Origin of the sequence: Caballeronia sordidicola, assembly GCF_002220365.1 — a bacterium.
GTDB classification, from domain to species: Bacteria; Pseudomonadota; Gammaproteobacteria; order Burkholderiales; family Burkholderiaceae; genus Caballeronia; species Caballeronia sordidicola_C.
Genome location: NZ_MTHB01000256.1, coordinates 108,187 through 133,782 on the forward strand (window position 1 = coordinate 108,187; position 25,596 = coordinate 133,782).

Annotated in this window: 21 protein-coding genes; 15 read left to right on the plus strand and 6 right to left on the minus strand. The window is 55.8% G+C overall.

Annotated features, from left to right (window positions below):
• Positions 1 to 13: 13 nt before the first annotated feature.
• From BSU04_RS36415 to BSU04_RS36455, 9 genes are all read left to right on the plus strand, one after another.
• A complete protein-coding gene (locus tag BSU04_RS36415) occupies positions 14 to 880 on the plus strand; it encodes an isocitrate lyase/PEP mutase family protein (RefSeq protein ID WP_089165072.1) in 867 nt (288 codons plus the stop codon).
• A 42-nt stretch (positions 881 to 922) separates the two neighbouring features.
• Complete coding sequence (locus BSU04_RS36420; RefSeq protein WP_089165073.1) at positions 923 to 1,714, plus strand: enoyl-CoA hydratase/isomerase family protein; 792 nt, start codon at positions 923 to 925, stop codon at positions 1,712 to 1,714.
• Between the two features lie 276 nt (positions 1,715 to 1,990).
• Positions 1,991 to 2,806: a helix-turn-helix domain-containing protein gene (locus BSU04_RS36425; RefSeq protein WP_089165074.1), complete on the plus strand. Its 816-nt coding sequence runs from the start codon at positions 1,991 to 1,993 to the stop codon at positions 2,804 to 2,806.
• Positions 2,807 to 3,169: 363 nt separating this feature from the next.
• A complete protein-coding gene (locus BSU04_RS36430) occupies positions 3,170 to 4,021 on the plus strand; it encodes an amidohydrolase family protein (protein ID WP_089165075.1) in 852 nt (283 codons plus the stop codon).
• On the plus strand, positions 4,018 to 5,580 hold the full coding sequence (locus BSU04_RS36435) for a class I adenylate-forming enzyme family protein (protein ID WP_089165076.1): 1,563 nt from the start codon (positions 4,018 to 4,020) through the stop codon (positions 5,578 to 5,580). Before BSU04_RS36430 ends, BSU04_RS36435 begins: the two co-directional genes overlap by 4 nt.
• Before the next feature lie 101 nt (positions 5,581 to 5,681).
• Positions 5,682 to 7,733 carry a hydantoinase/oxoprolinase family protein gene (locus BSU04_RS36440; RefSeq protein ID WP_089165077.1) on the plus strand — a complete coding sequence of 684 codons (2,052 nt, stop codon included), beginning with the start codon at positions 5,682 to 5,684 and terminating at the stop codon, positions 7,731 to 7,733.
• Between the two features lie 15 nt (positions 7,734 to 7,748).
• Positions 7,749 to 9,623 (plus strand): hydantoinase B/oxoprolinase family protein, encoded by a 1,875-nt coding sequence (locus BSU04_RS36445; RefSeq protein ID WP_089165078.1) that lies wholly within the window; start codon positions 7,749 to 7,751, stop codon positions 9,621 to 9,623.
• Positions 9,623 to 11,185: an FAD-binding oxidoreductase gene (locus BSU04_RS36450; RefSeq protein WP_089165079.1), complete on the plus strand. Its 1,563-nt coding sequence runs from the start codon at positions 9,623 to 9,625 to the stop codon at positions 11,183 to 11,185. Before BSU04_RS36445 ends, BSU04_RS36450 begins: the two co-directional genes overlap by 1 nt.
• Positions 11,186 to 11,253: 68 nt before the next feature.
• A complete protein-coding gene (locus BSU04_RS36455; protein WP_089165201.1) occupies positions 11,254 to 12,417 on the plus strand; it encodes an iron-containing alcohol dehydrogenase in 1,164 nt (387 codons plus the stop codon).
• A gap of 81 nt (positions 12,418 to 12,498) precedes the next feature.
• On the opposite strand, the gene BSU04_RS36460 is transcribed toward BSU04_RS36455, so the two are convergent.
• A complete protein-coding gene (locus tag BSU04_RS36460; protein ID WP_089165080.1) occupies positions 12,499 to 13,686 on the minus strand; it encodes a porin in 1,188 nt (395 codons plus the stop codon).
• A gap of 224 nt (positions 13,687 to 13,910) precedes the next feature.
• Here BSU04_RS36460 and BSU04_RS36465 point away from each other — a divergent pair, with 224 nt between their 5' ends.
• The 5 genes from BSU04_RS36465 (at position 13,911) to BSU04_RS36485 (ending at position 18,797) form a co-directional block, all read left to right on the plus strand.
• The gene (locus BSU04_RS36465) at positions 13,911 to 14,120 is read left to right on the plus strand and encodes a hypothetical protein (RefSeq protein WP_144021464.1); all 210 of its coding nucleotides are present in this window, start codon (positions 13,911 to 13,913) and stop codon (positions 14,118 to 14,120) included.
• A gap of 109 nt (positions 14,121 to 14,229) precedes the next feature.
• A complete protein-coding gene (locus BSU04_RS36470; protein ID WP_089165082.1) occupies positions 14,230 to 15,285 on the plus strand; it encodes a CobW family GTP-binding protein in 1,056 nt (351 codons plus the stop codon).
• Between the two features lie 48 nt (positions 15,286 to 15,333).
• Positions 15,334 to 16,716: a dihydroorotase gene (locus BSU04_RS36475; protein WP_089165083.1), complete on the plus strand. Its 1,383-nt coding sequence runs from the start codon at positions 15,334 to 15,336 to the stop codon at positions 16,714 to 16,716.
• A gap of 38 nt (positions 16,717 to 16,754) precedes the next feature.
• Positions 16,755 to 18,080 (plus strand): MFS transporter, encoded by a 1,326-nt coding sequence (locus BSU04_RS36480; protein ID WP_256983727.1) that lies wholly within the window; start codon positions 16,755 to 16,757, stop codon positions 18,078 to 18,080.
• Between the two features lie 30 nt (positions 18,081 to 18,110).
• Complete coding sequence (locus BSU04_RS36485) at positions 18,111 to 18,797, plus strand: isochorismatase family protein (protein ID WP_089165085.1); 687 nt, start codon at positions 18,111 to 18,113, stop codon at positions 18,795 to 18,797.
• A 93-nt stretch (positions 18,798 to 18,890) separates the two neighbouring features.
• Here the strand turns inward: BSU04_RS36485 and BSU04_RS36490 are convergent, their stop codons facing one another.
• The 5 genes from BSU04_RS36490 to BSU04_RS36510 all read right to left on the minus strand — a co-directional run bounded on the left by BSU04_RS36490 (position 18,891) and on the right by BSU04_RS36510 (position 23,712).
• Positions 18,891 to 19,646, minus strand: coding sequence for a helix-turn-helix domain-containing protein (locus BSU04_RS36490; protein WP_089165086.1), 756 nt, complete (start codon positions 19,644 to 19,646; stop codon positions 18,891 to 18,893).
• A gap of 85 nt (positions 19,647 to 19,731) precedes the next feature.
• On the minus strand, positions 19,732 to 20,610 hold the full coding sequence (locus BSU04_RS36495; protein WP_089165087.1) for an alpha/beta fold hydrolase: 879 nt from the start codon (positions 20,608 to 20,610) through the stop codon (positions 19,732 to 19,734).
• A 19-nt stretch (positions 20,611 to 20,629) separates the two neighbouring features.
• On the minus strand, positions 20,630 to 22,168 hold the full coding sequence (locus tag BSU04_RS36500) for a tripartite tricarboxylate transporter permease (RefSeq protein WP_089165088.1): 1,539 nt from the start codon (positions 22,166 to 22,168) through the stop codon (positions 20,630 to 20,632).
• Positions 22,165 to 22,635 (minus strand): tripartite tricarboxylate transporter TctB family protein, encoded by a 471-nt coding sequence (locus BSU04_RS36505; protein WP_089165089.1) that lies wholly within the window; start codon positions 22,633 to 22,635, stop codon positions 22,165 to 22,167. The genes BSU04_RS36500 and BSU04_RS36505 overlap by 4 nt, the downstream gene beginning before the upstream one ends.
• Positions 22,636 to 22,716: 81 nt before the next feature.
• Positions 22,717 to 23,712 carry a Bug family tripartite tricarboxylate transporter substrate binding protein gene (locus tag BSU04_RS36510; protein WP_089165090.1) on the minus strand — a complete coding sequence of 332 codons (996 nt, stop codon included), beginning with the start codon at positions 23,710 to 23,712 and terminating at the stop codon, positions 22,717 to 22,719.
• Between the two features lie 338 nt (positions 23,713 to 24,050).
• On the opposite strand from BSU04_RS36510, the gene BSU04_RS36515 reads away from it, so the two are divergent.
• On the plus strand, positions 24,051 to 25,574 hold the full coding sequence (locus BSU04_RS36515) for a class I adenylate-forming enzyme family protein (protein WP_089165091.1): 1,524 nt from the start codon (positions 24,051 to 24,053) through the stop codon (positions 25,572 to 25,574).
• Positions 25,575 to 25,596 lie beyond the last annotated feature (22 nt).

Genomic DNA, 25,596 nt, shown 5'->3' on the forward strand with positions numbered 1-25,596 from the left:
AGTGAGTGCATTCATGGCCAATCCGGCTTTGCGGCAAAAATTGTTATCGAAGGAATTTTTCGTGGTTCCTGGCATACAGGACATGATCGCTTCAGTCATCGCCAATCAAGTTGGTTTCGATTTCGTGTATGGCACCGGGTATTGGATGACAGCGTCGGCGTTGGGTTTGCCGGATGCAGGCATTGCCACGTACACGCAAATGCTCGAGCGCATGGCGACACTCGTGAAATCGAGCCACTCCGCCGTCATCGCAGACGCGGACACGGGCTATGGCGGCTTACTCAATGTACATCACACTGTACGAGGTTATGAGGCTGCCGGCGTGACAGCGATTCAGCTCGAGGATCAGGAGTTTCCAAAGAAGTGCGGCCATACACCGTACAAAAGATGCATTCCAATGTCGCAGATGGTCGACAAGATCAAGGTTGCGGTCGATGCGCGTGAAAGCCGCGACATGTTGATTATCGCGCGGACGGACGCCCGAGCAGGCGATGGCTTCACTGCAGCCATGACGCGCCTCGAAGCTTACGCGCGCGCCGGGGCCGACGTGCTTTTCTTTGAAGCGCCTCAATCGAGAGAAGAGATGGTTCGCGCGTGCGCGGCGTTCGATCTTCCCATGGTCGCGAACATGGCCGACGGCGGCAAGACACCGATCCTCACTGCTGCCGAACTTGCTGAAATCGGCTATGCATTTTCCATCTATCCCTCCATGACAAGCCTCGTTGCCGCGGCAGCAATAAACGCTGCGCTACGTCGATTGAAAGACGCCGGTGTCAGCCAAAGTCCGGATTTGCCGATGTTCGACTTTACGGAATTCTGCGAGTTGATCGGCTTCAGTGACGTATGGGAATTTGAGCGGCGTTGGGGCCACGACGCCTGACGCGGTCAACCTCGAACATTTTTTAATCTTTGGAGTAGTTCCATGCCGTACGAAACCATCACATACGAGAAAAACCAGAACACTGCGGTCCTGACCTTCACAACACCTGAAGCGCTCAACGCGATTACTGAACAGCGTCTCGATGAGTTGGACCACGCGCTTGATGAGATCCACGCGAACCCCGACGTGCGAGCGCTGATCATAAGCGGTGGCGATGCGCGAGCGTTTTGCGTTGGTCTGCATCTTGACCTGCTTGCGCGAGCCTTCGAAGATCTTGACTATTTCGAATACGTAGTGCGCCGTGTAGCGGGGGTCATCAAGAAAATTGAAGATCTGCCGATACCGACAATCGCAGCCGTAAACGGTCTCGCAAGAGCGGGTGGCTTTGAAATCGCACTTGGGTGTGACTTCCTGTTGATGGCAGATGAAGCGAAAATCGGCGATGTTCATACGGACGCGGGTGTTCTGCCCGCAGCATCGTCGTTGCGCCTGCAACGTCGTATCGGCAATCAGAAAGCGAAAGACGTGATCTGGAGCGCGCGTTGGATGAGCGGGGCAGAGGCCGTGGAGTGCGGTCTGGCGCTGCGTTCATACCCTCTGCGTGAATTGCAACACGAGGCACTCAGGTTTGCCGAGAACTTTGCGACGAAGCCGAAAATGTGTCTCGCGGCGAACAAGTCTGTTTTCATGGACGGCGCCAACCTGGGTTCTCAAGAGGGTGCGGATCTTGAGCTGGAAGTTTTCAGCCGGTATATGCGAGCATACGGTTACGGCAAGGAGGGCTATACGGCATTTCGTGAAAATCGCGCACCCTCATGGCTTGTCAACCCGTAAGAGTACGCGCGACGCGGCCCCGTATATGTCGTCAGCCACGGCGTGCGCAGGCGTAGTAAACACCGCATACGGCCTAATGCCCGGTTGCCCTCAGATTCTGTTGAGTTGACAAGCTCATTGCACCGAACGACGATATAGCGCTGATGTCGTGGCTGGGTTGACGTCCGAGGTGTCGCATCCATCCCGGGAAGTCTCGGGCTTCCAGTATGGCTGCTCACCCTGGGCGCCCGACGTTTGGATTTCCGGCTTTGACACCGTAGATTCTGGAGGGGCCGAGTGGAAAAAGGTGTTCCAATTCGTTCCATCGCACGGGCCATTTCGGTTCTGCAGTGGATCAACCAGCGCGGCTCGTTGTCACTGATGGAAGTCGCAGTGCTCGCGAATCTTCCATATGCAACTACGTTTCGCATCGTCCAGACGCTAATGCATGAGGGATTCGTCACGCTGGAGCCTTCCCGCAAACGCTACCGCGTGACGAGCCTCGTGCAGACGCTGTCGCTCGGATACCGCGACCACGGCAGTCTGGTCGACATCGCGAGGCCTTACATGGTCGACCTGACGAAAAAATATAGCTGGCCGGTTTCGCTATCGACCGCCGTCGGCGGTTCGATGATGTTGCGCGACTCCACCTATTCGCTGTCTTCACTGTCTTTCAGCAACTATTATCCTGGCTACACATTTCCGATTCTCGAGGTTGCTTCGGGACACGCGCATCTGGCTTTTATGAGCGACGAGGCGCGCATTTCCATCCTTAACGGCCTGCGCGAGATCGGTGCAAAGTCATTGATACTCGACATGTTCGTTTCCGGAAAACTCACTGAGCGTATCCGCGAGAAAGGTTACGCGGTGCACGATCGCACCATGCAGACCGCCAACCCGGGCAAGACCTCGTCCATTGCGGTACCGATCATGGAAGCCGGGCATGAGACTGCCGAACTGACGCTAAGCTATTTCGTCACTGCCATGTCGCCCAGCGAGGCAGTTTCGCGCTACGTGGACCCGTTGAAAGCCGCCGCCGCCCAGATTGGCGAGGAGCTCACCCGCACGGTGGAAAATGCAGGCGAAAGCCAATCGGCTCCCGGATCAGTGTAGCTCGGATGTTGCACAGGATCCGGCCGTCATGGTGATCTGTCGCATGGACGGCGGGTACCCGTTGTTGCCTTGACTATTCCTTCTCAGTAACAAAGACGTTCGCCACTTTCTCTTACGCCTGATTCTTCGGAGCGGGCTGCTGGGAGACGCTGGCCGCCGAGCATTGAATCGGCCCTTGAGACCCCATCTTCGTCGCGCAGCCAGACCTGCTCGTCTCACGTCGCGCAGGCAGTCGGTTCCCGCTCAGTGGATAACCGGTCGTTACGCTTTGGCCTCGAAAAAGTGGCGATGCATGATTGATCTCATGTTTTCCATTTAACCAGAACGGTCGCAGACAGCGCCGTTCGCAAACCCAATGCGCTTATGACAGGTCACATTGATATTGTCGTCAATCTGTTTACGCCGGAAGAAGTAAATAACGGCCAGACCGGCTTCGATGGCAATTTTACAAGCCAGGTTCGTATGCCCGAGGCGATGAAGTCGGGCGTGTCAATCGAAGCGTATCTGAGAAAGATGGATCGGGCGGGCGTGGAGCGGTCGCTGCTCATTGCCGTACGTGCGGGCGATTTGCGTATGAAAGGCTCGTTCGAGATCCCCTACCAACAGGTGGCGAAGTGGTGCGATCGCTACCCGGATCGATTTTCCGGACTCGCGGGCGTGGACCCCTATCGCGGCATGCAGGGATTACGCGATCTAGAACAAGCGGTGCGTGAGTACGGGTTTATCGGTGCACACCTATATCCGCACTGGTTTCGGCTTGCACCGGACGCTGCGCTTTATTACCCGTACTACGCGAAGTGCTGTGAACTCGATGTGCCGGTCATGATGCAGGTCGGCCAGAACCTCATCTATCAAAAGGAAGTTCGGCTTCCGAGCGTTGCTCGGCCCATTCTGCTCGATCAGATTGCCATCGACTTTCCTGAGTTGAAATTGATTGGTATCCATATTGGAGTGCCTTGGACTGACGAAATGATCGCGATGGCGTGGAAGCACGCGAACGTCTTCATCGGTATTGATGCCTATGCGCCTAAGTATCTTTCTCCATCACTCAAGCACTACATGAATAGTTACGGCTCCGACAAGGTGCTATTTGGCACCGACTGGCCAGTGATAGACCCTGAACGCGCGGTTGCCGAAATGGTGGCGCATCAATTCAAACCCGACGCATTGGCGAAGATCATGCGTGGGAACGCGGTGAAGGTGTTCAAGCTATGAGCCAACCCATGACGCCTGATACGCCGCCTGTTTTGCCGATGGGCTTTCGCAATCTGACCGTTTCGAGCGGCATCCGAAGTTCAGCAAAGAGAACGCCCGAGAAGGTAGCGCTGATATGCGGAGACGAACAGAGAAGTTACGCGCAACTCGTTGAGAAAATTAATCGGGTTGCCAATCTCGCACGGGAATTCGGCATGCAGGCAGGTTCTCACGCAGCCGTGATTGCGCCTAATACGATTGAGTACATTGAGATCGTGGCGGGCGTGTCGGATGTGGGCGCCGCGATAGCAACACCCAACCCCAAGCTGACTGGAAGGGAGCTTGCCGACATCTGCAACGACGCGCACGCCACATTGGTATTCATTCATCCGGATTGCGCAACCGTTATTGACCGATCGCTATTCAACACCGTTAAGAAATTCGTGCAGCTCGGAGAGGAATATGACGCCTTGTTGAGCAAGGCGTCACCCGAGTTCGATCCCGCGTCAATTGCCGAGTGGACCACGTTTTCAATTCCTTATACCTCGGGGACGACGGGTCGTCCGAAGGGGGTCATGCTTTCGCATCGTTCAAGGAGCTTGGGCTTTCTCGCCTATGCGGCTGAGTACGGCATTTACTCTCCTGACGACCATTTTCTGGCGTTTGCGCCGATGTGCCACGGTGCGGGCCTGGCTTACGCAATGGCAGCCGTTTTTGTCGGCGGGACAACGGAGATTCTGGCGAAATTCGATCCGGAAGTTGTCTTGCGAGCCGTTCACTCCGGACGCGTGACAGGCATGTTCACGGTTCCGACGCACTATCACGCGATCTTTGGCCTCGATCGGGCCGTGCTCGAAGCAAACCGGGGCAATCGGCTAAAGGGCATCGTGGCAAATGCCGCACCGCTTCCGCAGAGTATGAAAGAGCAGATCGTAGAGTATTTCGGCGATGGCCTCTTGCATGAAACCTATGGTTCAACGGAAGCCGGTGTGGTGAGCAATCTACGTCCTCGGGACCAGTTGCGCAAACGCAATTGCGTGGGACAGCCATTCATTGGCAACAGCGTGCGCCTGCTGGACGAGCAGGGCTTGGAAGTCGGACCCGGCGTGGTGGGCGAGCTCTTCAGCACGTCGCCATTTCTATTCAATGGCTATTGGAACAATGAGACAGCGACGCAGGATGCATTTCGTCATGGCTGGGTCTCGGTGGGCGACCTGGCGATGCGAGACGAGGAGGGCTATCTGTACATCGTTGACCGAAAGAAAGACATGGTGATCAGCGGCGGGATGAACATTTACCCACGCGAAGTGGAGGACGTACTCAACGGCCACCCGAGTGTTGCGGAGTCCGCTGTGTTCGGCATACCGGATCCGCAGTGGGGCGAGTCGCTTGTCGCATGTGTGGTTATGTGGCCTGAGGCGCAGTTCAATTCTGATGAGCTGATGGCTTTTGGACGGACCAATCTCGCCTCATACAAATTGCCTAAAAAATACGTTCCGATAGATTCGCTTCCGCGTAACGCGAACGGCAAAGTGCTTAAGACAAGTCTTCGCGAGTGGTATGCAACGCTGAGCTGCTGACGTGAAATTCGCCTTGTTGCTGATCACATTCACCTATGTGTCGGAACTGCCAGGCGACGCCAACAGGCGCGGCTTCGACATCACTGAACCGGACTGAAACCATGACTTATCGACTAGGGGTAGATGTAGGTGGCACGTTCACCGACTTGCTGTTGTTCAACGACGCAGATGGCAACTTCTGGCGCCACAAAACGCCGTCGACGCCCCATGATTCTTCTGAAGGGATCATGACAGGCGTTGCGCAGATCTGCGAGCAAGCCGGTGTGACGCCTGCTGATATCGACGTATTCCTTCACGGCACGACGGTGGCGACAAACGCAGTCCTCGAAGGCAAGGGAGCGCGCGTGGGTCTGGTGGTGACGCAAGGTTACCGTCAGGTTCTTCAAATTGCCCGGTCCCTTGTACCGGGCGGCCTCGCCGCATGGATCGTATGGCCTAAACCCGAGCCTATTGCGCGGCTTGAGGATACCGTTGAGATCAAGGGACGCCTCGATGCGCAAGGTCAGGAGGTGCGGCCTCTTGTCGAGGATGATATGCGAGCGCAGCTTTCGACGCTCGCGGCAAGCGGAGTTGAAGCGTTGACGGTCGCGCTCATGAATTCATACGTCGATGGCCGGCATGAGCGCGAGGTGGCGCGTATTGCCGCCGAGATCATGCCCGGCATACCGGTCTCCTTGTCGCACGAGGTGCTGCCGGAAATGCAGGAGTATGAACGTACCTTGACGACGGTAGCTAACGCTGCTGTCCGGCCGCTTGTGGGTCGCTACGTGGCCAATTTGCGCAACCGGCTTCGCGATCTCGGGATGAAAGGACGCATTTCGTTGCTGCGCTCCGACGGCGGCTTGATGTCGACGGAAGCCGCGGAAGAACGTCCGGTTTCTCTGTTGATGTCCGGACCAGCCGGCGGTGTCACGGGTGCCCTATGGGTCGCGCGCAACGCCGGCCTGAAAAACATTCTGACGCTCGACGTTGGTGGCACTTCCACGGATGTCGCCCTGATCGAAAACGGCGAGCCACGGCTCGCCCGCACCACCGACGTGGGACATCTGACTGTGCGTGTATCGGCGCTCGACGTGAAAACCGTGGGCGCGGGCGGCGGATCGATCGCCAAGATCCCCGAGCTGACACGTGCCTTGCGCGTCGGCCCCGAATCCGCAGGCGCCGTTCCCGGACCGGCTGCATATGGTCGCGGCGGCAAGCTCCCCACCGTGACTGACGCCAACGTGGTGCTTGGCTACTTGCCGGAAAACCTGCTTGGCGGCACATTCCGGCTTGACCGCCAGGCAGCACACGATGCGGTCCAGACAATTGCAGATGGACTTGGCGTGAGTCTGCACGAAGCGGCGCGCGGCATCATCGACATCGTCAACGAAAACATGTTCGGCGCGTTGCGCATGATCTCGATCCAGCAGGGCTACGATCCGCGAGACTTCGCGCTGATGGGTTTTGGTGGCGCAGGACCGCTGCACGTCAACGCGGTCGCACGCCTCATGGGATCCTGGCCCGCGGTATCGCCGGTGTCGCCAGGCGTGCTCTGCGCGCTCGGTGATGCCACTACCCGCACGCGAACCGAGACGGCTCGCTCATTCTCGAAACGCTTCACGCAGACGAGCGACGCCGAGTTGGCGGCAGCACTCGTGCAGATGGGCGAGCAGGTGCGTCAGTCGCTCGTCGACGATGGCGTCGCGAATGCTGAGATTGAGATTCGATTCGAGGCGGATGTTCGCTATCACGGCCAGGCGTTTGAGGTGCCGATGCCAATCGAGGTCGAGCAGTTTGCGTCGAACCTCGGCCTTGCCGATCTGGCCGAACGTTTCGACATTTCCCACAAGCGTCTTTTTACCTTCAGCATGGACACCGAGCGAGAGCTCGTGAATTTGCGTGCTGTTGCTTTGGGCCGGGCAGAAGAGCTACCCGCCCTCGAACTTGTGTCCGGTGACGGTGATCCTGTAGCCGCGAAGCTACGCGATCACGAGATGTGGAACGACGGGAAGTTTGTTCCGGCCGTGATCTACGATCGCAGCAAACTGCGCGCGGGCGATCGCGTTGAGGGGCCCGCTGTGGTCTGCGAGATGGATTCGACCACCGTCATTCTGGCCGGCTTTGTCGGCAACGTGGATCGTTTCGGCAACATCCTGATCAATCCGGTTTGAGCATTGGAGAGTTAAATGGCTGCAACCATCATCCAGACTAACGCGACGCCTTTCCAGCCCGCGAGCGTTGATCCAGTCACGCTCGATATTCTTGAGAACGCCTTGCGCAACGCGCGTGTAGAAATGGACGCGACGCTATTTCGCACGGCGCTCTCCCCGGGCATCCGTGAGCAAGGAGATGCGTTTCCCTTGATCGCCGACCGGCTTGGCCGGATGGTCGTGGGTCAATTTGGCTCGTTTATCGGCGGCTTCCTGAAGGCGTATGCCGGAGAGATTGAAGAGGGTGACATCATCCTCCTTAATGACCCGTATTCGTGCGAAGGTGCGATCAGTCATTTGAACGATCAACTGGTGATCCTGCCTATTTACCGTCATGGCCGTCTCGTCGCCTGGTCGGCGATGTTCGGTCATATGACAGATGTGGGCGGCAAAGTTCCGGGGTCACTGCCAACGGACGCCGGCTCAATATTTGAGGAAGGGTTCCGGATTCTTCCCGTGAAGCTTTATCGGCGTGGCGAGTTGCAAAGCGATTTGCTCGCACTTGCTGCTAACCAGTCCCGTATGCCTGAATGGTACAAGGCGGACCTGCATGCGTTGGTCGCTGCATGCCGGGTTGCTGCACGACGTGTGGATGAACTATGCGAACGCTTCGGCGACGACGTGTTCGACGCCGCACTGGGTAACTTGCTCGAGCGCAATCATCGCGCAATGAAGCACCTGATTACGACTTCGATCGGTGAAACTCCGGTTAGCTTCGAGGACTTCATCTGCGACGACGGCAAGGGTGTCGGGCCATTCCGGATCAAATGCACGATGTGGCGAGAGGCTGACAGGGTCATTCTCGATTTTGAAGGAACAGATCCGCAATCTACGTCTTCAATCAATTTTTATCTGAATGAAAACATGTTCAAGATGTTTTTTGGCATCTACATGATCATGGTTTTCGATCCTCAGATTCTTTTCAACGATGGGTTTTACGATCTGGTCGACGTTCGTATTCCGCAGGGCTCGTTGCTCAAGCCTGATTTTCCCGCGGCGCTGTCTTGCCGTACCCACGCGCTGGGCCGTATTTTTGATGTGTTGGGCGCGTTGCTTGGGCAGAAGACGCCGGACTTTCTGAACGCCGCGGGCTTCTCGTCCTCCCCCCATCTCATGTTCTCCGGATACGACAGCGCCGGCAAATGGTTCCAGTTGTTCCAGATCGGTTTCGGCGGCATTCCGGGCCGTCCGTTTGGCGATGGTCCTGATGGTCACTCACTCTGGCCTGGTTTTACGAACGTACCCAATGAGTTTCTAGAGCGCTATTTCCCCATGCGTATCGACCGCTACGAGACCATAGCGGATTCGGGTGGCGCCGGAAAGTTTCGCGGCGGTAACGGCATTCTGATGACCTATACCTTCCTGGCGGAAGGGGATATATCGATCCATGACGATCGCTGGTTTATTCCACCTTGGGGCGTCAATGGAGGGGAACCGGCAAAGCGTTCATCGAAGGTGCTCGAACGGGCGAACGGTGATCGCATTTCTTTACCGTCCAAGTGTGACGCGGTGCGCGTCAACGTCGGCGACCAGCTTCACTTTGTGACGTGGGGCGCTGGCGGATGGGGTGACCCGCTGGAGCGCGATCCTGAACTCGTTGCCCGTGAGGTGCGCCGCGGGCTCGTGACGCGGGACGGAGCGCGAGCGTATGGTGTCGCGCTCAACTCGACAGGCGACTGTGATGAGGTGGAAACGCGGCGCTTGCGGGAATCGTTGCGAAGCAGTCGCGCTCCGCTGCCGCTCTTTAACCGTGGACCGGATATCGAACAGTTGCGGGAACGCTGTCTTGAAGAGACTGGGCTGCCGGCGCCGGTGGCGCCATCGTGGTCGAGTAAAGAGAAACGCGCCTGATGGACATGGCCGATTTGGCCGCGCAACTTGCACGGATCGTCGGGGTGCAACACGTTCTCTCGGGCGACGCCGTGCGGCCGTTCGCGCATGATATTTATCGGTCGAAGGAATTACCTTGGCTGGTCGTGGCGCCCGGGACTGTCCACGAGTTGTGCGAGGTCGTTCGAGAAGCGGCCTCGGCTGGCCGGCCGGTATGTGTTCGTGCAGGCGGCAGTTCTTATACCGACGGCTATCTCCCCGCGCAAGTGGGCACGATCATGCTCGACATGCGCCGGCTGGATCGCATTGTCGAGATCAATCGGACCGATGCCTATGTCACCGTGGAAGCAGGCGTGACGTGGTCGAAACTTGCCGTCGTGCTCGAGGCGCAGGGTCTGCGCACGCCGTTTCAAGGCCCCTTCTCCGGACTTGTTTCGAGCGTCGGCGGGGCCATGTCGCAACACGCGATCAGTCATGGGACGGGGGCTCATGGCACTTCTGCCTCGTCGGCGCAGGCGTTCGATATCGTGATGGCCGATGGCAGCCTGCTGCGGACTGGTTCGGCAATGCGAGGTCTCTCCCCATTTGCGCGTGAGTATGGCCCGGATCTGACCGGCCTCTTTACTGGCGACTGTGGCGCTTTTGGCGTTAAAGCGCGCGTCACGTTGCCTCTTCTCGCCAACTCTGCAGCATCAGGCGGGGCATCATTTGCCTTCAACTCGTTCGATGCCATGCATCGGGCAATGCAGGCAGCCGCATGGATCGGCGTCGATGAAACGAATTTTTCGTTCGACTCCGCTATGCTGCGCGGCCAAATGGAACGGGTTCGTGGATTGCCTGCTCGCTTCGTCGCGCTAGCCGACGTGTTGCGCGGCGCAAGATCGCCGGGGGGACGGGTGGCAAACATACTCAGGTTCGGCCTATCAGGCAGACGTGCATTTCGACACTCGCCCTATATGTCGCATTTCATTGTTCATGGGGACGATGCTCGCGAAGTACGTGGGCGTCTTTGTCGCCTGCGTCAAGTGGCCAGGCCATTCGGATCGGAAATACCGCCGGCTGTGCCGTTCATTGTTCGGGCTAGGCCTTTCGAAAAGATGTTCAATGTAGTTGGCCCCGCCGGAGAGCGATGGGTGCCGCTTCATGGTGTATTGCCGCACTCTGGCGTGGCCGACTTCCATGCAGCAGTTCTGTCCTTCTTTACCGACCGGGCCGACGACATGCAACGTCTTGGTGTATGGAGTGGGGCGATGTTCGAGGCAATTGGCCGTGGCGCGATGAGTTATGAAATCGCGTTGTACTGGCCCGATTGCCTATCCGACTATCACCTCCAGGAAATTCAGCCCACAGTACTCGCGCGTCTTGGTCGCCACCCATCCAATCCTGAGGCCCGTGCTTTCGTCGATTCGCTGAAGCAAGACCTGATGACGCTCTACGACAAGCATGGCGCCACGCACTTTCAGCTTGGGAAGGCCTACTGCTATGCATCGTTACTTACGAGAGATGCATTTCGCACTGTTGTTCAAATCAAGCAAGCGCTCGATCCAGACAACGTAATGAATCCTGGTGCACTGGGCCTCTGACGCCTCTTGACGACGCCAGTTGGCAGCAGTCGAACATTCTTCTGACTTTAAATATACAGAGATCCATGATACCCACCTTCCAGTTTCGGAGTGTTCCCACGCTGATCGTTGAATGGGGCGTCACGGGCAAGCTAGGCGAACTCTTGCGTAAGCACTATCCCCGTGTCAGCTGCGTCGGGGTCGTCACAGATGGTTTCCTGCATGGAAGTGGATTGCTGGATCCCGCACTCGAAAGCGTCCAAGCAAGCGGTTTGCGCGTCATCATGATCAACACCGTCATAGCCGACCCGCCGGAACACGTGGTCCTGGACGCTGCAGATCTCGCCCGGAGCGAAGGTGTTGAAATTGTTGTAGGAATGGGCGGCGGATCGTCGCTTGATGTCGCAAAGCTCGTAGCGGTGCTGCTAGGTTCACATCAGACACTCGACACAATGTACGGAGTCGACTGCATTGAAGGCGTCCGACTGCCGCTGGTGCAGATACCCACGACCGCTGGTACCGGAGCAGAGGTCACCTCGGTCGCGATCGTGACGACAGGGCAGACAACCAAGGCGGGAGTCGTTTCACCAAAACTCTACGCGGACATCGCGATCCTCGACGCAGAACTTACCATTGGCCTTCCCTCGCATGTGACGGCGGCGACGGGAGTCGATGCGATGGTGCACGCGATAGAGGCTTTCACAAGCGCTCGCATGAAGAATCCATTGTCCGACATGCTCGCGCGTCGCGCCCTCGAACTGCTGTCCAGGAACATCATTGCCGCCTGTCGTGACGGTGCCGATCGCGGCGCGCGAGAGGCGATGCTACTCGGAGCGAGTCTGGCAGGACAGGCGTTCTCCAACGCGCCGGTGGCCGCCATACACGCGTTGGCATACCCGCTTGGCAGTGTGTTTCACATACCGCACGGTGTGTCGAATGCGCTGCTTCTGCCGCATGTGTTGCGTTTCAACGCGTCCCATGCGGCGCATCTCTACGCAGACGTTGCAAGTTGGATTGTTGTCCCCTATACGCATGACGGAGACACATCTTCGAAGACAAATGCGTTGATCGATTTCCTGGAAAGAATACTGGAAGAGATCGGTTTGCCGCGCACGTTGAAAGCGGTCGGCGTCACGCGCGACGATTTGCCAGGACTTGTCAACGACGCGATGAAGCAACAACGACTCTTGATAAACAATCCGCGCGCTGTGAGTAGAGAAGACGCACTCGCCATTTACGAGGCCGCCTTCTGAAATGGCTCGAACCTACTATTCAAACTGAACGATTGATCACCAGGCGAAGATGAAGTTCGTTATCGAAACGGCTAGGTAATTTTAAAACTGGTGACGCAGCCCAGCCTGAACAATCGTTTGCAACCTTCCGGACGAGGCTGTGGCAAAGGTCAGGGCGGCGACAGCAGCTCTCCCTGTCGCATCGGTGCCCGCTGCGCGCTCGTGCATCGCAAAAGCATAGACGTCTGTTCGTTTCGAGAGATGATAGTCAAGGCCCAGGTTGATCTGGTTGTAGTGGGCTGATGCCACGTTGTCGGCATTCCCGTTGTGTGTATACACATAAGACGCCATGGCCTGAAGTGAAGGCGTGATGTAGTACGCAGCGTTCAACTCGTAGCTATCGAGGGTAGCCGTCCCACGAAAACTGTTTTGCAATGCCGTAAGTCCAGTCACTGCTACACTTCCTAGTCCTTTGTACTGCGTGTTGCTATACAGTGCCTTCAAAACGGCGTCGCCGAGCGTGTAGGAAGCCGCTGCCACAATAATCTGCTGTGTTTTTGCGCTCGCGTATCCGCCGGTTGCCACGCTTGTAATGTTGGTGGCAGTCGCGCTGCTGCTTGTCGAATCGCCATAGACCGAGAAATTGGGATCATTAGCGCGTTCGTATCCAACCGCGAGAGCGATAGGACCCGTGGTGTATGAGGCGCCGGCGTCATACACAGAGTTGCGCGAGAAGTCCCCTGCGATGTTACCGAAGGCATAGGATCCGCCGAATTTGAAACCACGGTAAGACACACTTTGAAATTTGACCGAGTTGATCATTCGATTGAAGTTGTCAAGATTGTCGGCGTCGCCCGGGTGAGTCGCAAAGCCAGAACCGGCCGAGATGAGGGAGCTACCGGCTGCGAAGGGATAGACAAAGTCGTATTCGCTTGAGCTTTGGCGACCCATTGTCACGCTGCCGTACGGACTGGAAAGACCCACATAGGCATTGCGACCAAAGAATGTCCCACCTTGTCCGATCGAACCGTTGGTGCTGCTAAAACCGTTTTCCAATTTGAAGATCGCGGCCAAGCCTCCGCCGAGGTCTTCAGTGCCCGTCAACCCCCATCGATTTCCCCCCGCATTTCCACTATTGAGGAACCATTGGCTGCTGCCTTTGGCATTGGTGTTGTACGAAATGGCCGTATCGACGACCCCATATAACGTCACTGAGCTTTGCGCATACGATTGCTCAGCAATGACGCTGGTCCCGCTCACGATCAACACAGACAGTAGAAATTTGTTCATTTGTTCATCGCCCAAAAGCTTGTGGATAGAGATACACCTTGAATTGATCAGCGTTCCAGCCGCTCCAGACGTCGTGGGTCTGGATTCGTGTGAATGTGTGAGACAGGCTTATTCAATCGCAGGCGATATTTTTTACAAACTAGAAGAAATGAATTCCTACCAGACGGAATTCACTCGCCTAAATTCGACCGCCACGCATGCCAGTACGCGGGCCCGAAACGAGATTGCGCATCGAGAAGATTCAACAATTGCCAACGAGTGAAACGGACGCCGCTCTTGTCCGGCAGCCTGTCGCGATCCAGATTGACTCAGGCAGAGAAAAGTTGGCCGCCAAGCGCCAAAAGTTCTACCTGGTGAGCATGATTAAAGAAATCATAAGAGGGGGTTTCGAAAGCCCTGAGAATGAGATTTGGACACGCGCTGCAGCGCGTTGACGCGCAGATGCTGCGATGAACCGAACTTTGATCATCGACACCGAACGCGGCACGACATGCCCTGTTGTATAGCCTGTGAAGGCTGATTCTGCCGGCGAGGGAGAAAGTTTTGGGACGAGATATTCCAGGCGATGCTGTTCTCTGCGACGTCTTGACAGGCTACCTCGGGAGCGGGAAGACGACGCTGCTCAACCGCTATTTGCGCGGTTCTGAGGCATCAGGAACGGCTGTTATCGTCAACGAGATAGGTGCAATTGGTGTCGACCATCTAATCCTTGGTGAAGTATCCGACAACGTTGTCCTGCTTGATTCCGGGTGTCTCTGCTGCTCGCTCACTGGATCGTTGCGCGAGACCCTGCTTGACCTCTATCTTCAAGCGGAACGCATAAACATTTCGCTAAAAAAGGTGGTGATCGAGACAACTGGGCTTGCAGAACCTTTGCCAATTTTGCATGCCTTAATCGGTGACCGCATGCTCAAGGAACGATTCGCTCTGCGATGCGTCATCGTTACCGTAGACGGACAACAGGCACTAGAACAACTTGCTAACCGGAAAGAAACGGCAAGACAGGTTGCTGTTGCTGACGTCCTCGTGATCACGAAAGCGGATCTGGCAAGTCCGACAACCCTCGAAGCACTTAAGGTGGCGCTGTCTGCCATCAACGGATGTGCAGCTCAGATCGATTCATCCTCGCCCGGTGCGGTCAACGAGGCATTTGATACCAGTTTGGAGAACCACAATTTCATCCGTCAAACCCTCCAGATTGGTCAAGGCCCCTATCTCGAGCGGTCTCACCGAGTCAGTCTGGGAGGCCAACCTATTGGTGCTGAAAGTTTTTGGATTTCCGAGCCTACGACATGGCCGGGTATCGCAGCGTGGTGGAATCTCCTTGTCACGCATTATGGAAAGAACTTACTCAGGTGCAAGGGACTTCTTAGCCTAGCCGATCAACCGTCAATTGTATTGCTTCAAGGGGTGGGCACTTATTTGCACAAACCAGAGATGCTCGGTGCATGGCCCGGAGGCGACGATCGAGCGAGGTTGACCGTCATTGGTGAGGGGCTGGATCGACAGTGGCTCGCATCGAGCTTGCGAGCGCTGCGGCTAGTGGAACCCGGGCTTTTACCCACCACGCTTGCTGAACTTGATCAGCTAGGGACTTGAAATCTTATTCGAGCACCGGGCTAGTTTGCTTTCTAGGGGAATACTCAAATGGGCACTGACTATGTAATCCGTGGCGCCTCCGTCGTCGACGCAGCGTGCGATCCGAAGTTAATGGATTTGCTGATAAAAGACGGAAAGATTGCTGGCCGTTTGGCTCCTGGAACATCAGTTGACGCCTCCTTTGAGGTGCTGAATGCTGTTGGCCTTCATGCGTTCCCGGGGCTTATCGACACCCACGTTCATTTTGGCTTCGGAGAAAAAATCACCGAGTATGAAACGGAGACAAGTTACGCGGCGCAGGGCGGTTTCACTTCAATTCTTGGCTATTTTCTGAACAACGAAGCTTATGGGGATGTCTTTGAGCGCGAACAGGGGTACGCGCATCCCCGTGCTCACGTTGACTACGGTTTTCATTTCAGCGTCGCGAATGAACAGCACGTGAGAGATATGGCCTCGTATGTGAAGAACTATGGGGTCACCTCCTTCAAGTACTTCATGAACTTCAAAGGTGAAGAGGGGCGATATCTTGGGCTTGACGGCACCGATGACGGATACCTTTTCAATTTGCTCAGGACATCGGGCCAGATTGAGGGTGTCACAGTCGTCTGCCACACCGAAAATATAGAAATAGTGAATCGGTTACGAAAGGCTCTTCAGGAGGAAGGCAACAATGCGCCAACGCTCGCCGACTGGGCTGCGGTAAAACCTCCGTTTACCGAAGCGGAGAGCTGCATTCGGGCGATGTACTTTGCCGAGCAGTTTGGTGCGCGTATTTACATTCCGCATTTGAGCACCCGTATGGCGCTCAACGAAGTCCGTCGCTGGCGCAAGCGCTACCCGAATGTGCATGTTGAGACGTGCCCTCACTATCTAACCCACGATGACAGCTCGGAGTTGGGTGCGCTTGGGCGCGCAAATCCTCCGTTTCGCAGCAAGGACGATGTCGCGGCGATGTGGGAAGGATTGGAAGACGGAACAATCGACGTCGTTGCCTCTGACCATGTTCCTCGAAAGCGTGCAACGAAAGAACGTCCTTTTTGGCTTGCTTCGCAGGGCTTCCCCGGTACTGCGACCATCTTGCCGGTCCTGCTAAGCGAGGGTTATCACAAAGGCCGAATGAGCCTCGGGCGCATAGCACAAGTTTTAACCGAGGCACCGGCGCGCATCTTCAATATGGCTCCAACGAAGGGATCTTTGGAGATAGGTGCCGACGCGGACGTTACGCTCGTGGATCTCAACCGCTCACGGGTAGTTGTTGCCGCCGAACTCGGATCTTATTCCGACTACAGTTTGTACGACGGGTGGAACCTAAAGGGTTGGCCGGTACGTACGATTGTACGTGGAGAGACCGTCATGCTAGATGGAAAGATCGTCGGGCAGCCCGGTTATGGGCGATATCTTCCGCGCCATTTCAAGCCAGCGCTGATTTAAAAAAGTTCGCTTTCCATACGTGTCAACAAGGAATGGCCATGAGCACGCAACCTGTGTCTGATTTAGCGTCGACTGACCAAGCAGCGGTCGCTTCGCTCCCAAGTAGGGTGTCGGCCCGCGTGGTAATCGCGGGTGCTGTGGGATCTGTTGTCGAATACTTCGATTTTGGTGTGTATGGATATGTTGCAACGATACTTGCAACGCAGTTCTTTGCTGCGGGCGATTCAACATCAGCGCTGTTGAGCACGCTCGCCGCCTTTGCTGTCGCGTTCGTCCTTAGGCCGGTCGGCGGGCTGATCTTTAGCCATTTCGGCGATAGGTACGGTCGCAAGAACACGCTTGGCGCTACCGTATTGATGATGTCGGCTGCGAGCGGCCTGATCGGTGTCTTACCGACATACGCCGCTATCGGGGTGGGCGCTAGCGTTTTGCTCGTCTTGGCTCGCTGCTTGCAGGGCATTGCAGCAGGAGGGGAACTGGGCGGTGCAATTGCGTTTGTCGCGGAACACTCGCCCGCGGGTAAGCGAGGACTGCTTTGCTCGATGACGCAAACAGGCGCGCTAGCCGGCGTTTTGCTGGCATCGATCTGCGTTGCTTTGCTGAATCAATTTCTATCTAAGGAAAGCATGACGCAATGGGGATGGCGTGTTCCCTTTTTGGTTGCGATACCGGTAGGGCTCTTCGGCCTCTGGATTCGCACTGAGCTCAGCGAAGCGACCAGCTTCAAGATCCTCGAAAAGACGCAGGGTGTAGAGGCGGCCCCATTCGTTGAGCTATTCCGGTCTCATCTTCCCGCATTGTTAAAGAGTATCGGCTTGTCAGTACTACTTTTTTCGCTTTACTACATCGCGTATGTCTATGTGAACATTCACCTGCAACGGGTCGTCGGACTGAGCTCGAAGCTGGCATTTTGGTCTACAACTGTGACCCTGGCGGTCTCGGTGCTGTGTATGCCGTTATTCGGCACACTGTCAGATCGCATCGGTCGAAAACCTGTGTTCGTCTTTGCAAGCTTAGCGGCAGCTATTGCCGCGGCTCCGTGTTTCATATTGATGAATGACGGTGGCATGACCGCTGTCGCGATGCAGCTCATCCTGGGCGTTATCGAATCCGCGCTGATGGGCGTGGCATTCTCGACCTTCGCCGAGCTGTTCCCAACCCGTGTTCGATACACAGGAATTGCGCTTGGCTTCAATATCGGAGGTGTGGTCGCGGGCGGAAGCGCACCATTTATATGTACATGGCTTGTCGGGGCGTTGGGGTCTTCGATTGCTCCCTCATATTTCTTATGCTTTACAGCATTGGTTACGCTGTTAAGCGCCCTGACGCTCAAGGAAACTGCGGGATCCGCCTTGACGATTTAAACGAATTTGAACTTCAGCCAGGAGCTTCGTATGAAACCGTGGGACAACATCATTTCTGATGATGAACAGAACAAGTACCGCGCGGCGGGGTTCGGTCGACCGTCGGGACTGGGGATTCGTCCGGCTCTGCTTATCATTGATGTTCAATATCGGACGGTCGGGACAAAACGCGCGCCATTCTGGGAGTCGATCAAAGAGTTTCCGACAAGCTGCGGCGACGTGGGTTGGGCTGCGGTCGATAACATTGCCGTGCTCCTGTCGACGTTTCGCGCAAAAAACTGGCCGGTGCTGTATCCGCATGTAGCTCCGAAAAGGTCTACGGAAGGCGGCCGACTCGCCGACAAGGTGCCGGCTATTATGAATATTCCCGCGCGAGGCTATGATTTTGTCGAAGAAGTTGCCCCTGTTGATGGTGACATCTTGTTGCCAAAGAAACACCCCAGTGCTTTTTTCGGAACGGCGCTCGCGAGCCATCTCATTGATGCTCAGGCTGATACATTGATCGTAACGGGTTGTACCACCAGCGGATGTGTACGCGGCAGCGTGGTTGATGCATTCTCGCTTAACTTTAGAGTCTTCGTCCCACAGGATTGCGTCTACGACCGTAGCCAGACGTCACACGCGGTAAACCTGTTCGACATGTCGGAGAAGTACGCTGATGTTGGTGCGACAGCGGATTTGCTGGCGAAGCTGGCGGAAATACCGGGACGCGCCTAGTCGCCTGGCGACTCTTCAGCATTAGCTATTTCAGCGGAACCGCTTGATCTCGCGTCCTCGTCAGCTATTGCATCAGCTTTGCCGGCGAGCTCCTCAGAAATTTTTATTGACACAGCCTTCATGTCCGCTAAGAACCTTTCGACGGCCTGGGCGCGATGTCATTGCGGTTGCAAAATAGCTTAGCGTCATTTCAGCGATGTTGATGCCGCCATCAAAAATGGGTACCGATATTGACGAGGTCTTGCCTGGGTTGGCGGTCCTGACTGTCCGATCGAACAACGCAAATCCGTCATCGCGAATGCGCTCAACTAACTTGCCTGAGCGAAACAGGTCCAGGGTGACGCTAACTGCACCGAGGCGCTCCAATACCGACAACAACTGCTCTCGTGTTTGCGTATTCGAGAACGCGATATGCGCATGACCCGACGCACATTCGAGCACCGGGAAAGTGTATCCCGGATAATAGTTATTAAAGGCGAGGGGAGATTGGCCATAGGTGCTTTCTCGCAGCATCATTGACGTGCCAACTGCGGTCGAAATTGTCATCGGCCACCCGTGTTTTCGGGTGAGTTCGACCAGGTGCAGGCGACTGGTGGAGACAAGCGCACCGTGATCACGATAGCCCAAGGAAAGGGTCTGTGTGAGGCTGGTCGCCCGATAACTTTTACGCGCCTGTTCGCGCTCCACTAGCTGCTCGAAGACTAGCGTTTGTACAATGCGAGAAGCCGTAGGATAGGGAAGCCCCAAATCACGCGCAATCGCCATGATCGAGCACGAGCCTGCGCGATTGATATGTTGCAGGACTGCGATCGTTCTACTTACAGCTCGTATTGGGACGCCTTTTTCCATACGCTTTTTATTTCGGTCAGTGTTCGGCAATCATAGGAGGGTACGCCCGCAACGACAACAAGACAAATTCGAACATTGTCACGGGCTACATCTCCCGGTCCAGGAACGAACAAAACATTTCGACCGTTGCCTCCAATGCTTCAGGGGTGCTTGTGCCTGGAGTGACCAACGATTCAGCTTGAGGAACTAGCGCGCGTACGGCGTCAAAATATTCGAGGAACATGTCGGTCCTTGCACATGCCACGAGCATGGGTACCGTGATCGTCGAGAGGATGGGTTCCTTCTCGTAGGCAATCGCAGCTTGGTAGGCGATGTGGTACGTGCGCGCGGCCTTCAGAACTTCAACGACTTTGTCATGCAGTTCTTCAGCATTTGGCAAGCCAACTTTTCTTGCGTGCTCCGCGGATCGTTTGTACCAAGGCCAGAATAGGTAGACGTCACGTACAAAAGTCCATATCCATTGGAATTGAGATCCATTCAAGTCGATTTTAACGCCGGGGGCATAGTTTTCAAGCATATCCGCTCGCTCGTCTCTCGTGTAAAGCGAGATGCCATCCAACAAGAGACTGCGAACGCGATCCGGGTACTGATGAGCAATTGCACACGCGATATTCGCTCCAGTATGGCTCCCATAGAGATCGAATTCCACGATCCCAAGTGCCTCCAGGGCACGGACATGAGCGTCGGCGAAGTAATCAATCGTCAGGCGCTGACCGGGGAGCAATCCTCCAGTATCCGGGCCGATGGAGTCACCATTGCCCAGCGTATCGAGTGCGATCACCCGCCGGGTGCGACCGAACAACCCGATATAAGGCTCAAGCATCTTTGCCGATCCAGGTGACGCGTGCAGCATCACTAGCGGCGGGAGACCGCTCTCCTTATTCGCCTCACGATAATGCACTTGCCCTTCTTCAATCTCACAAAAACCACGGCGTATTTTGGCCACTGGAAACGTAAGTGTCATATGATTTTAAGTAGGTCGTTCATCCAGGCAGGTGCTCTTTATTTGCCTTACGACGGCATAGGCGGATCGAGCGACCTCTTTGAATCGCAAAATAGATCTGAAGCAACAGCACGGTCGCAGTGATTCCCATGAACACCGCGCTGATTGGCTTCTCCACAAAAACGCTGATTTCTCCGTTAGAGAGCAGGACGGCGCGCCGGAAGTTTTCCTCAACCATCGGTCCAAGGACATAGCCCAAAAGGATGGGTGACACCGGGAATTTCAACGAAACGAATACAACTCCGATGAGCCCGAAAAACAGCACCTCGCCGACTTCGAAGAGGCTGTTGTTTGTGCTGTAGACGCCCACGGCAATGAAGAACAAGGCTGACGGAAGCAAGAAGCGATACGGTACGCGTAGTAGCTTTACCCAAAGGCCGATGAGTGGCACGTTCAAGATGACGAGCAAGATGTTACCGATCCAGAAACTTGCAATAAGGCCCCAAAACAGGTCCGCATGCTGGGTGACGAGTTCCGGGCCAGGTGTTATGCCGTGGATGAGCAGGGCCCCAAGAATCAATGCCATGACTGCGTCGCCCGGGATACCGAGACTCATCGTTGGAATGAAGTCGACCTGTGTTTTCGAATGTGACGCGGCTTCCGGGCTTGCAACGCCAGCAATCGCGCCTTTTCCAAAACTCTCTGGGTTTTTCGATATCTTTCGTTCAAGTGCGTATGCGAGGAAGGTGGTAATGGTCGGACCTGTGCCGGGCATCGCGCCAAAGAGGGTGCCGACCAGGGTACCTCGCACCATCGGCCAAAATGCTTCTTTCATCTCGCCTCGACTAGGGCGCATGTCGCGCCACTTTAATGTCGGACCCGCGATGACAGCGTCCATGCGGTTGATGTTGATCAAAAATTCGGTGACACCGAACAGGCCCAAGGCGAGCGCAACTAATTCGAGCTTGTCGGTGAGCTCTGGAAATCCGAATGTGAAGCGCGCCACGCCGCTGTTGACATCTGTGCCGACAGCACCGGCAAGCAGACCGAACAAGGTCATGGATATGCCTTTCAACGCGGACCCTCGTGAAAGGGTGCCGCCGCATACCAGCCCAAGCAGCATGATTGAGAAGATTTCCGTGGGGCCAAACTTGAACGCAACCTTAAGCAAGAGAGGTGATGCAAACACCATCACCAAAATACCAAATGACGCAGCAAAGAATGACGAAATCATCGTTATTCCGAGCGCTGTCCCGCCCCGCCCCTGTTTGGTTAGTGGATAACCGTCCAGGCAGGTAACCGCATGGGGTGGATGACACGGTAAATTGAGCAGAATTGCGCCGATCGCCCCCCCATACTGTGACCCATAAAAGATGCCGGCAAGCATGAGCACGGCAGGTACGACGTGCAAGCCGTAAGTGAGGGGCAAGAGCATGGAAATCGCGGAAAGGGCGCCCATGCCGGGCAGTACGCCGATCAAATTACCTATCAGGACACCAATGAACGACCACATGAGGTTGTGCGGTTCACCGGCGACGGCGAAGCCATGCCAGAGATCAACAAGGGCTTGCTCGATCATCGAATGCTCCATTGGAACAGGGGTAGCTGTACCCGCAAAAGCAGTGAGAAAACGACAAAACAAACACAACACATAAGCGCTGCCAGAATTAAAGCCGATTTCCAGGTGTTTTCACGATCGCCCAAGGCCGATAGGAACACGATCGCGAAGGTGGCGGGCAGGAGTCCGCCGAAATGTCCGAGAACGACAAAAGCGACGATGCTCAAGCAGATGCAGATCAAACCCCGCCACTCGAAGACAAATGACTTCTCCGCTATCAAGTCCTTCGCGGGATGTCTTGCCCCGAGGGCGATTGTGATCCCCGTGATTGCCATCAAGGCGCCGATCGCAAACGGAAAATAGCCTGGCCCCATATCATCAAGCGTCCCGATTTGGTACGTTTGCGCTTGCATCATCGTTGCTCCACCAATGACTATCATCAGTATGCCTGCGTAATAGTCTTGAGGAATTTTCCTAAATACGATCATGATCGTCTGACTCGTCGGAATCGTCACGCTCTGTAACACTGAGCATTTAAAGAAGCGGCTTAGACTATCCGCATTGCGATATCAATTTGATTGAATGCCAGACGCTTTGATGACTTCGCCCCATTTCATATAGTCTTTTTGAATCTGAGCGGCAAACTGTGATGGCGATGAACCGACCGGTTCCAGGCCGTTGTCGTGCAGGCGTTTGACGATTTTTGGGTCTTTAAGAACATCTGATACTACCTTGTAGAGCTTGTCGATAATGGGTTGCGGTGTGCCCGCCGGCGCCGCTAGTCCATACCATGAGTTCACCTCGAACCCGGGAAGCGTCTCGGCTACCGTCGGTAGATCGGGAAGCAATGTTGATCGCTTCAGCGTACTTACCGCGATGCCGCGCAATTGGCCGGACTTTATGTATGGTGCCGCACCGGCAATGTTGATGAACGCCATGGAAATCTGACCACCAAGCAGGTCAGTCAAGATCGGCGCGTTTCCTTTGTACGGAACGTGAACCATCTTTGTGTCGCTCATTTTTGCGAGTAACTCGCCAGCAAGGTGTGTCGTGCTGCCAACGCCGATCGACCCATATTTCAATTGATTGGGATGCGCCTTGGCGTAGGCGACCAATTCAGAAACCGACTTTACCGGGATGTCATTGCGGATCACGAGGACCGTGGGTCCTGAAACGAGCTGCGTAATGGGTGAAAATGATTTTGTTGGGTCGTAGCTGAGCTTCATGATCCACGGGCTGATTGCGACCGGCCCGACCTGGTTGAAGTACAGCTGGTATCCGTTGGGTGGAGCGTTTGCCACCAGCGCGGCCCCGATAGTTCCGTTCGCGCCCGGCCGATTGTCGATCACGATTGACTGTCCAAGCTTGTCGGAAACCTCTTGCATGATGGGCCTCACGATGATGTCGCCGGCGCCGCCTGGTGCCCATGGGTTAACTACGTGGATTGTTGTGTCTGGGTAGCTGTCCGCAGCAGAAACCGGCTGGACTGATGTAACCAGAGCGAGGAACGCCAGGGCTCTGAAAATTTGGCTCGCAGTTCCCGACTTGTTCAATTTCATCAACATATTGCTCTCCAGCGATGGTCGCTTGCTTTAGCGGGATAGATGCAGACGCTTGTACAACCCAGCACGTAGTGCGTCGACAAGAGCCGTGCGCTGTCTGGACGTTCGGACGGCACTGGCTGGTCCGGCTCACTTCAATCGCTCGCTGTTCGTCTCAGTTCGCTACCTATTCGAGCGCAGCCGGAAAAACAAACCAAACCGATTAAATAAAGTTCTACCAGTCGGAATTTTTGGATCCAGGGATGCGGATGGACTGTGCCACCGGCACGAACGCAGGACCAATAAGATCGTCTATCGATACTGTTCTACCTGGCGGTTACGCGTTTTTTGGCGATTGACCGATGACCGATCGGGAAAGCACGATGGTCTGTGATCAACATCCCTCTCTGGCAGGCTACAGAATGAATATCTCCCACACTCTTCACCATCACGCGGCAACACGCGCCGACCATCCGGCGTTGATCCGCGGCGAAGAGAGGGTCACCTACGGCGAGCTCGACGCTCTAGTGAGCCAGACGTCAAGGCATCTTGGGGAACTGGGTTTGGAAAGGGGGGAGGTAGTGGGAGTCGCGCTATCTGACAGTATTGATCACGTCGTGATCATGTTCGCACTTGCTCGCGCGGGTATGGTGATGCTGCCGCTTGACTGGCGGTGGACGGCGGGAGAGCAGGCCCGTGCTGCAGTCTTCTTTGAAGCGCGGTTGGTTCTTGCTGAGCCGGGAGCCGAGCCGTTACCGCAGCCTTCACCTGTCGTCACGACCGTCGACATTGACTGGCATTCAAATGTGGCACTGTGTCCAACCGAAGATGTGTGGCCGAATGAAGGAGGTCCTCTCCTGATGTCGTTGTCGTCGGGTACGACGGGGGCGCCGAAAGGACCGTGCCTCACCCACGAACAATTCTGGCGGCGCTTCTTTGGACACTGGATTAACTTGGGATTTAACGCTCAAGACGTTTATATATCTGCTACGCCCCTCTATTACGGCGGAGGACGAACCTTCGCGATGCTCCTTCTGTACTCCGGAGCAACGGTTGTCCTATTTTCGCCGCCTTACAAGCCTGATGAATTATGCGCGGAAATCGCGAAGCGCAATGCGTCATCAACCTTCCTCGTCCCGACGCTCTTGAGACGATTGCTTACCCTCGACGACGCCACCCTCGAGCCCATGAAACGAATGCGGCTGGTGCTGTCTTCAGGGGCCGCCTTGTATCCCGAGGAGGGCAAAGTGATGAGAGACCGGATCTGCCCCGGTTTGGTCGGCTACTACAGTTCTTCTGAGGGCGGAGGCGTCAGTTACATGACGGGAAAGGATGCTGATTTGCGCCCGGATTCCGTAGGTCGACCCGTGTTTGGCGTGGAAGTCCAGTGCGTTGACGAGAACCACGCGCCCGTCGATCACGGGCAAGTCGGGAAAATTCGCTACCGCGGACCGGCGGTGGCCAGCGGATATCACAACGACGCAATCGCAAGTGCCGAGGCATTTCGCGACGGTTGGTACTATCCCGGGGATTTGGGGTCGATGGACCAGAGCGGCTACTTGTCGCTTAAGGGGCGCTCGAAGGACATGATCATCAGGGGTGGAGTCAACGTCTATCCCGGCGAGATAGAGGCCTTTCTGAACGCACATCCGGCCGTGCGTGAGAGTGCGGTCGTCGGATGGCCATCGCGAGAGTTCAATGAAGAGGTTGCGGCATTCGTCATCCTCGCGGGCGAAGTGGGCCCGGCGGATCTGAAGACCCATTGTCGAAAGGGGCTGGCTCCCTACAAAGTGCCGAAAGAGGTGTTCATCGTTGATGACTTGCCGCGCAGTGCATTGGGCAAGGTCTTAAAAGCGGAGCTCACTGCATCTCTGCCGCAGTTGTAGTTCGATCGCAGAAGCCACTAAC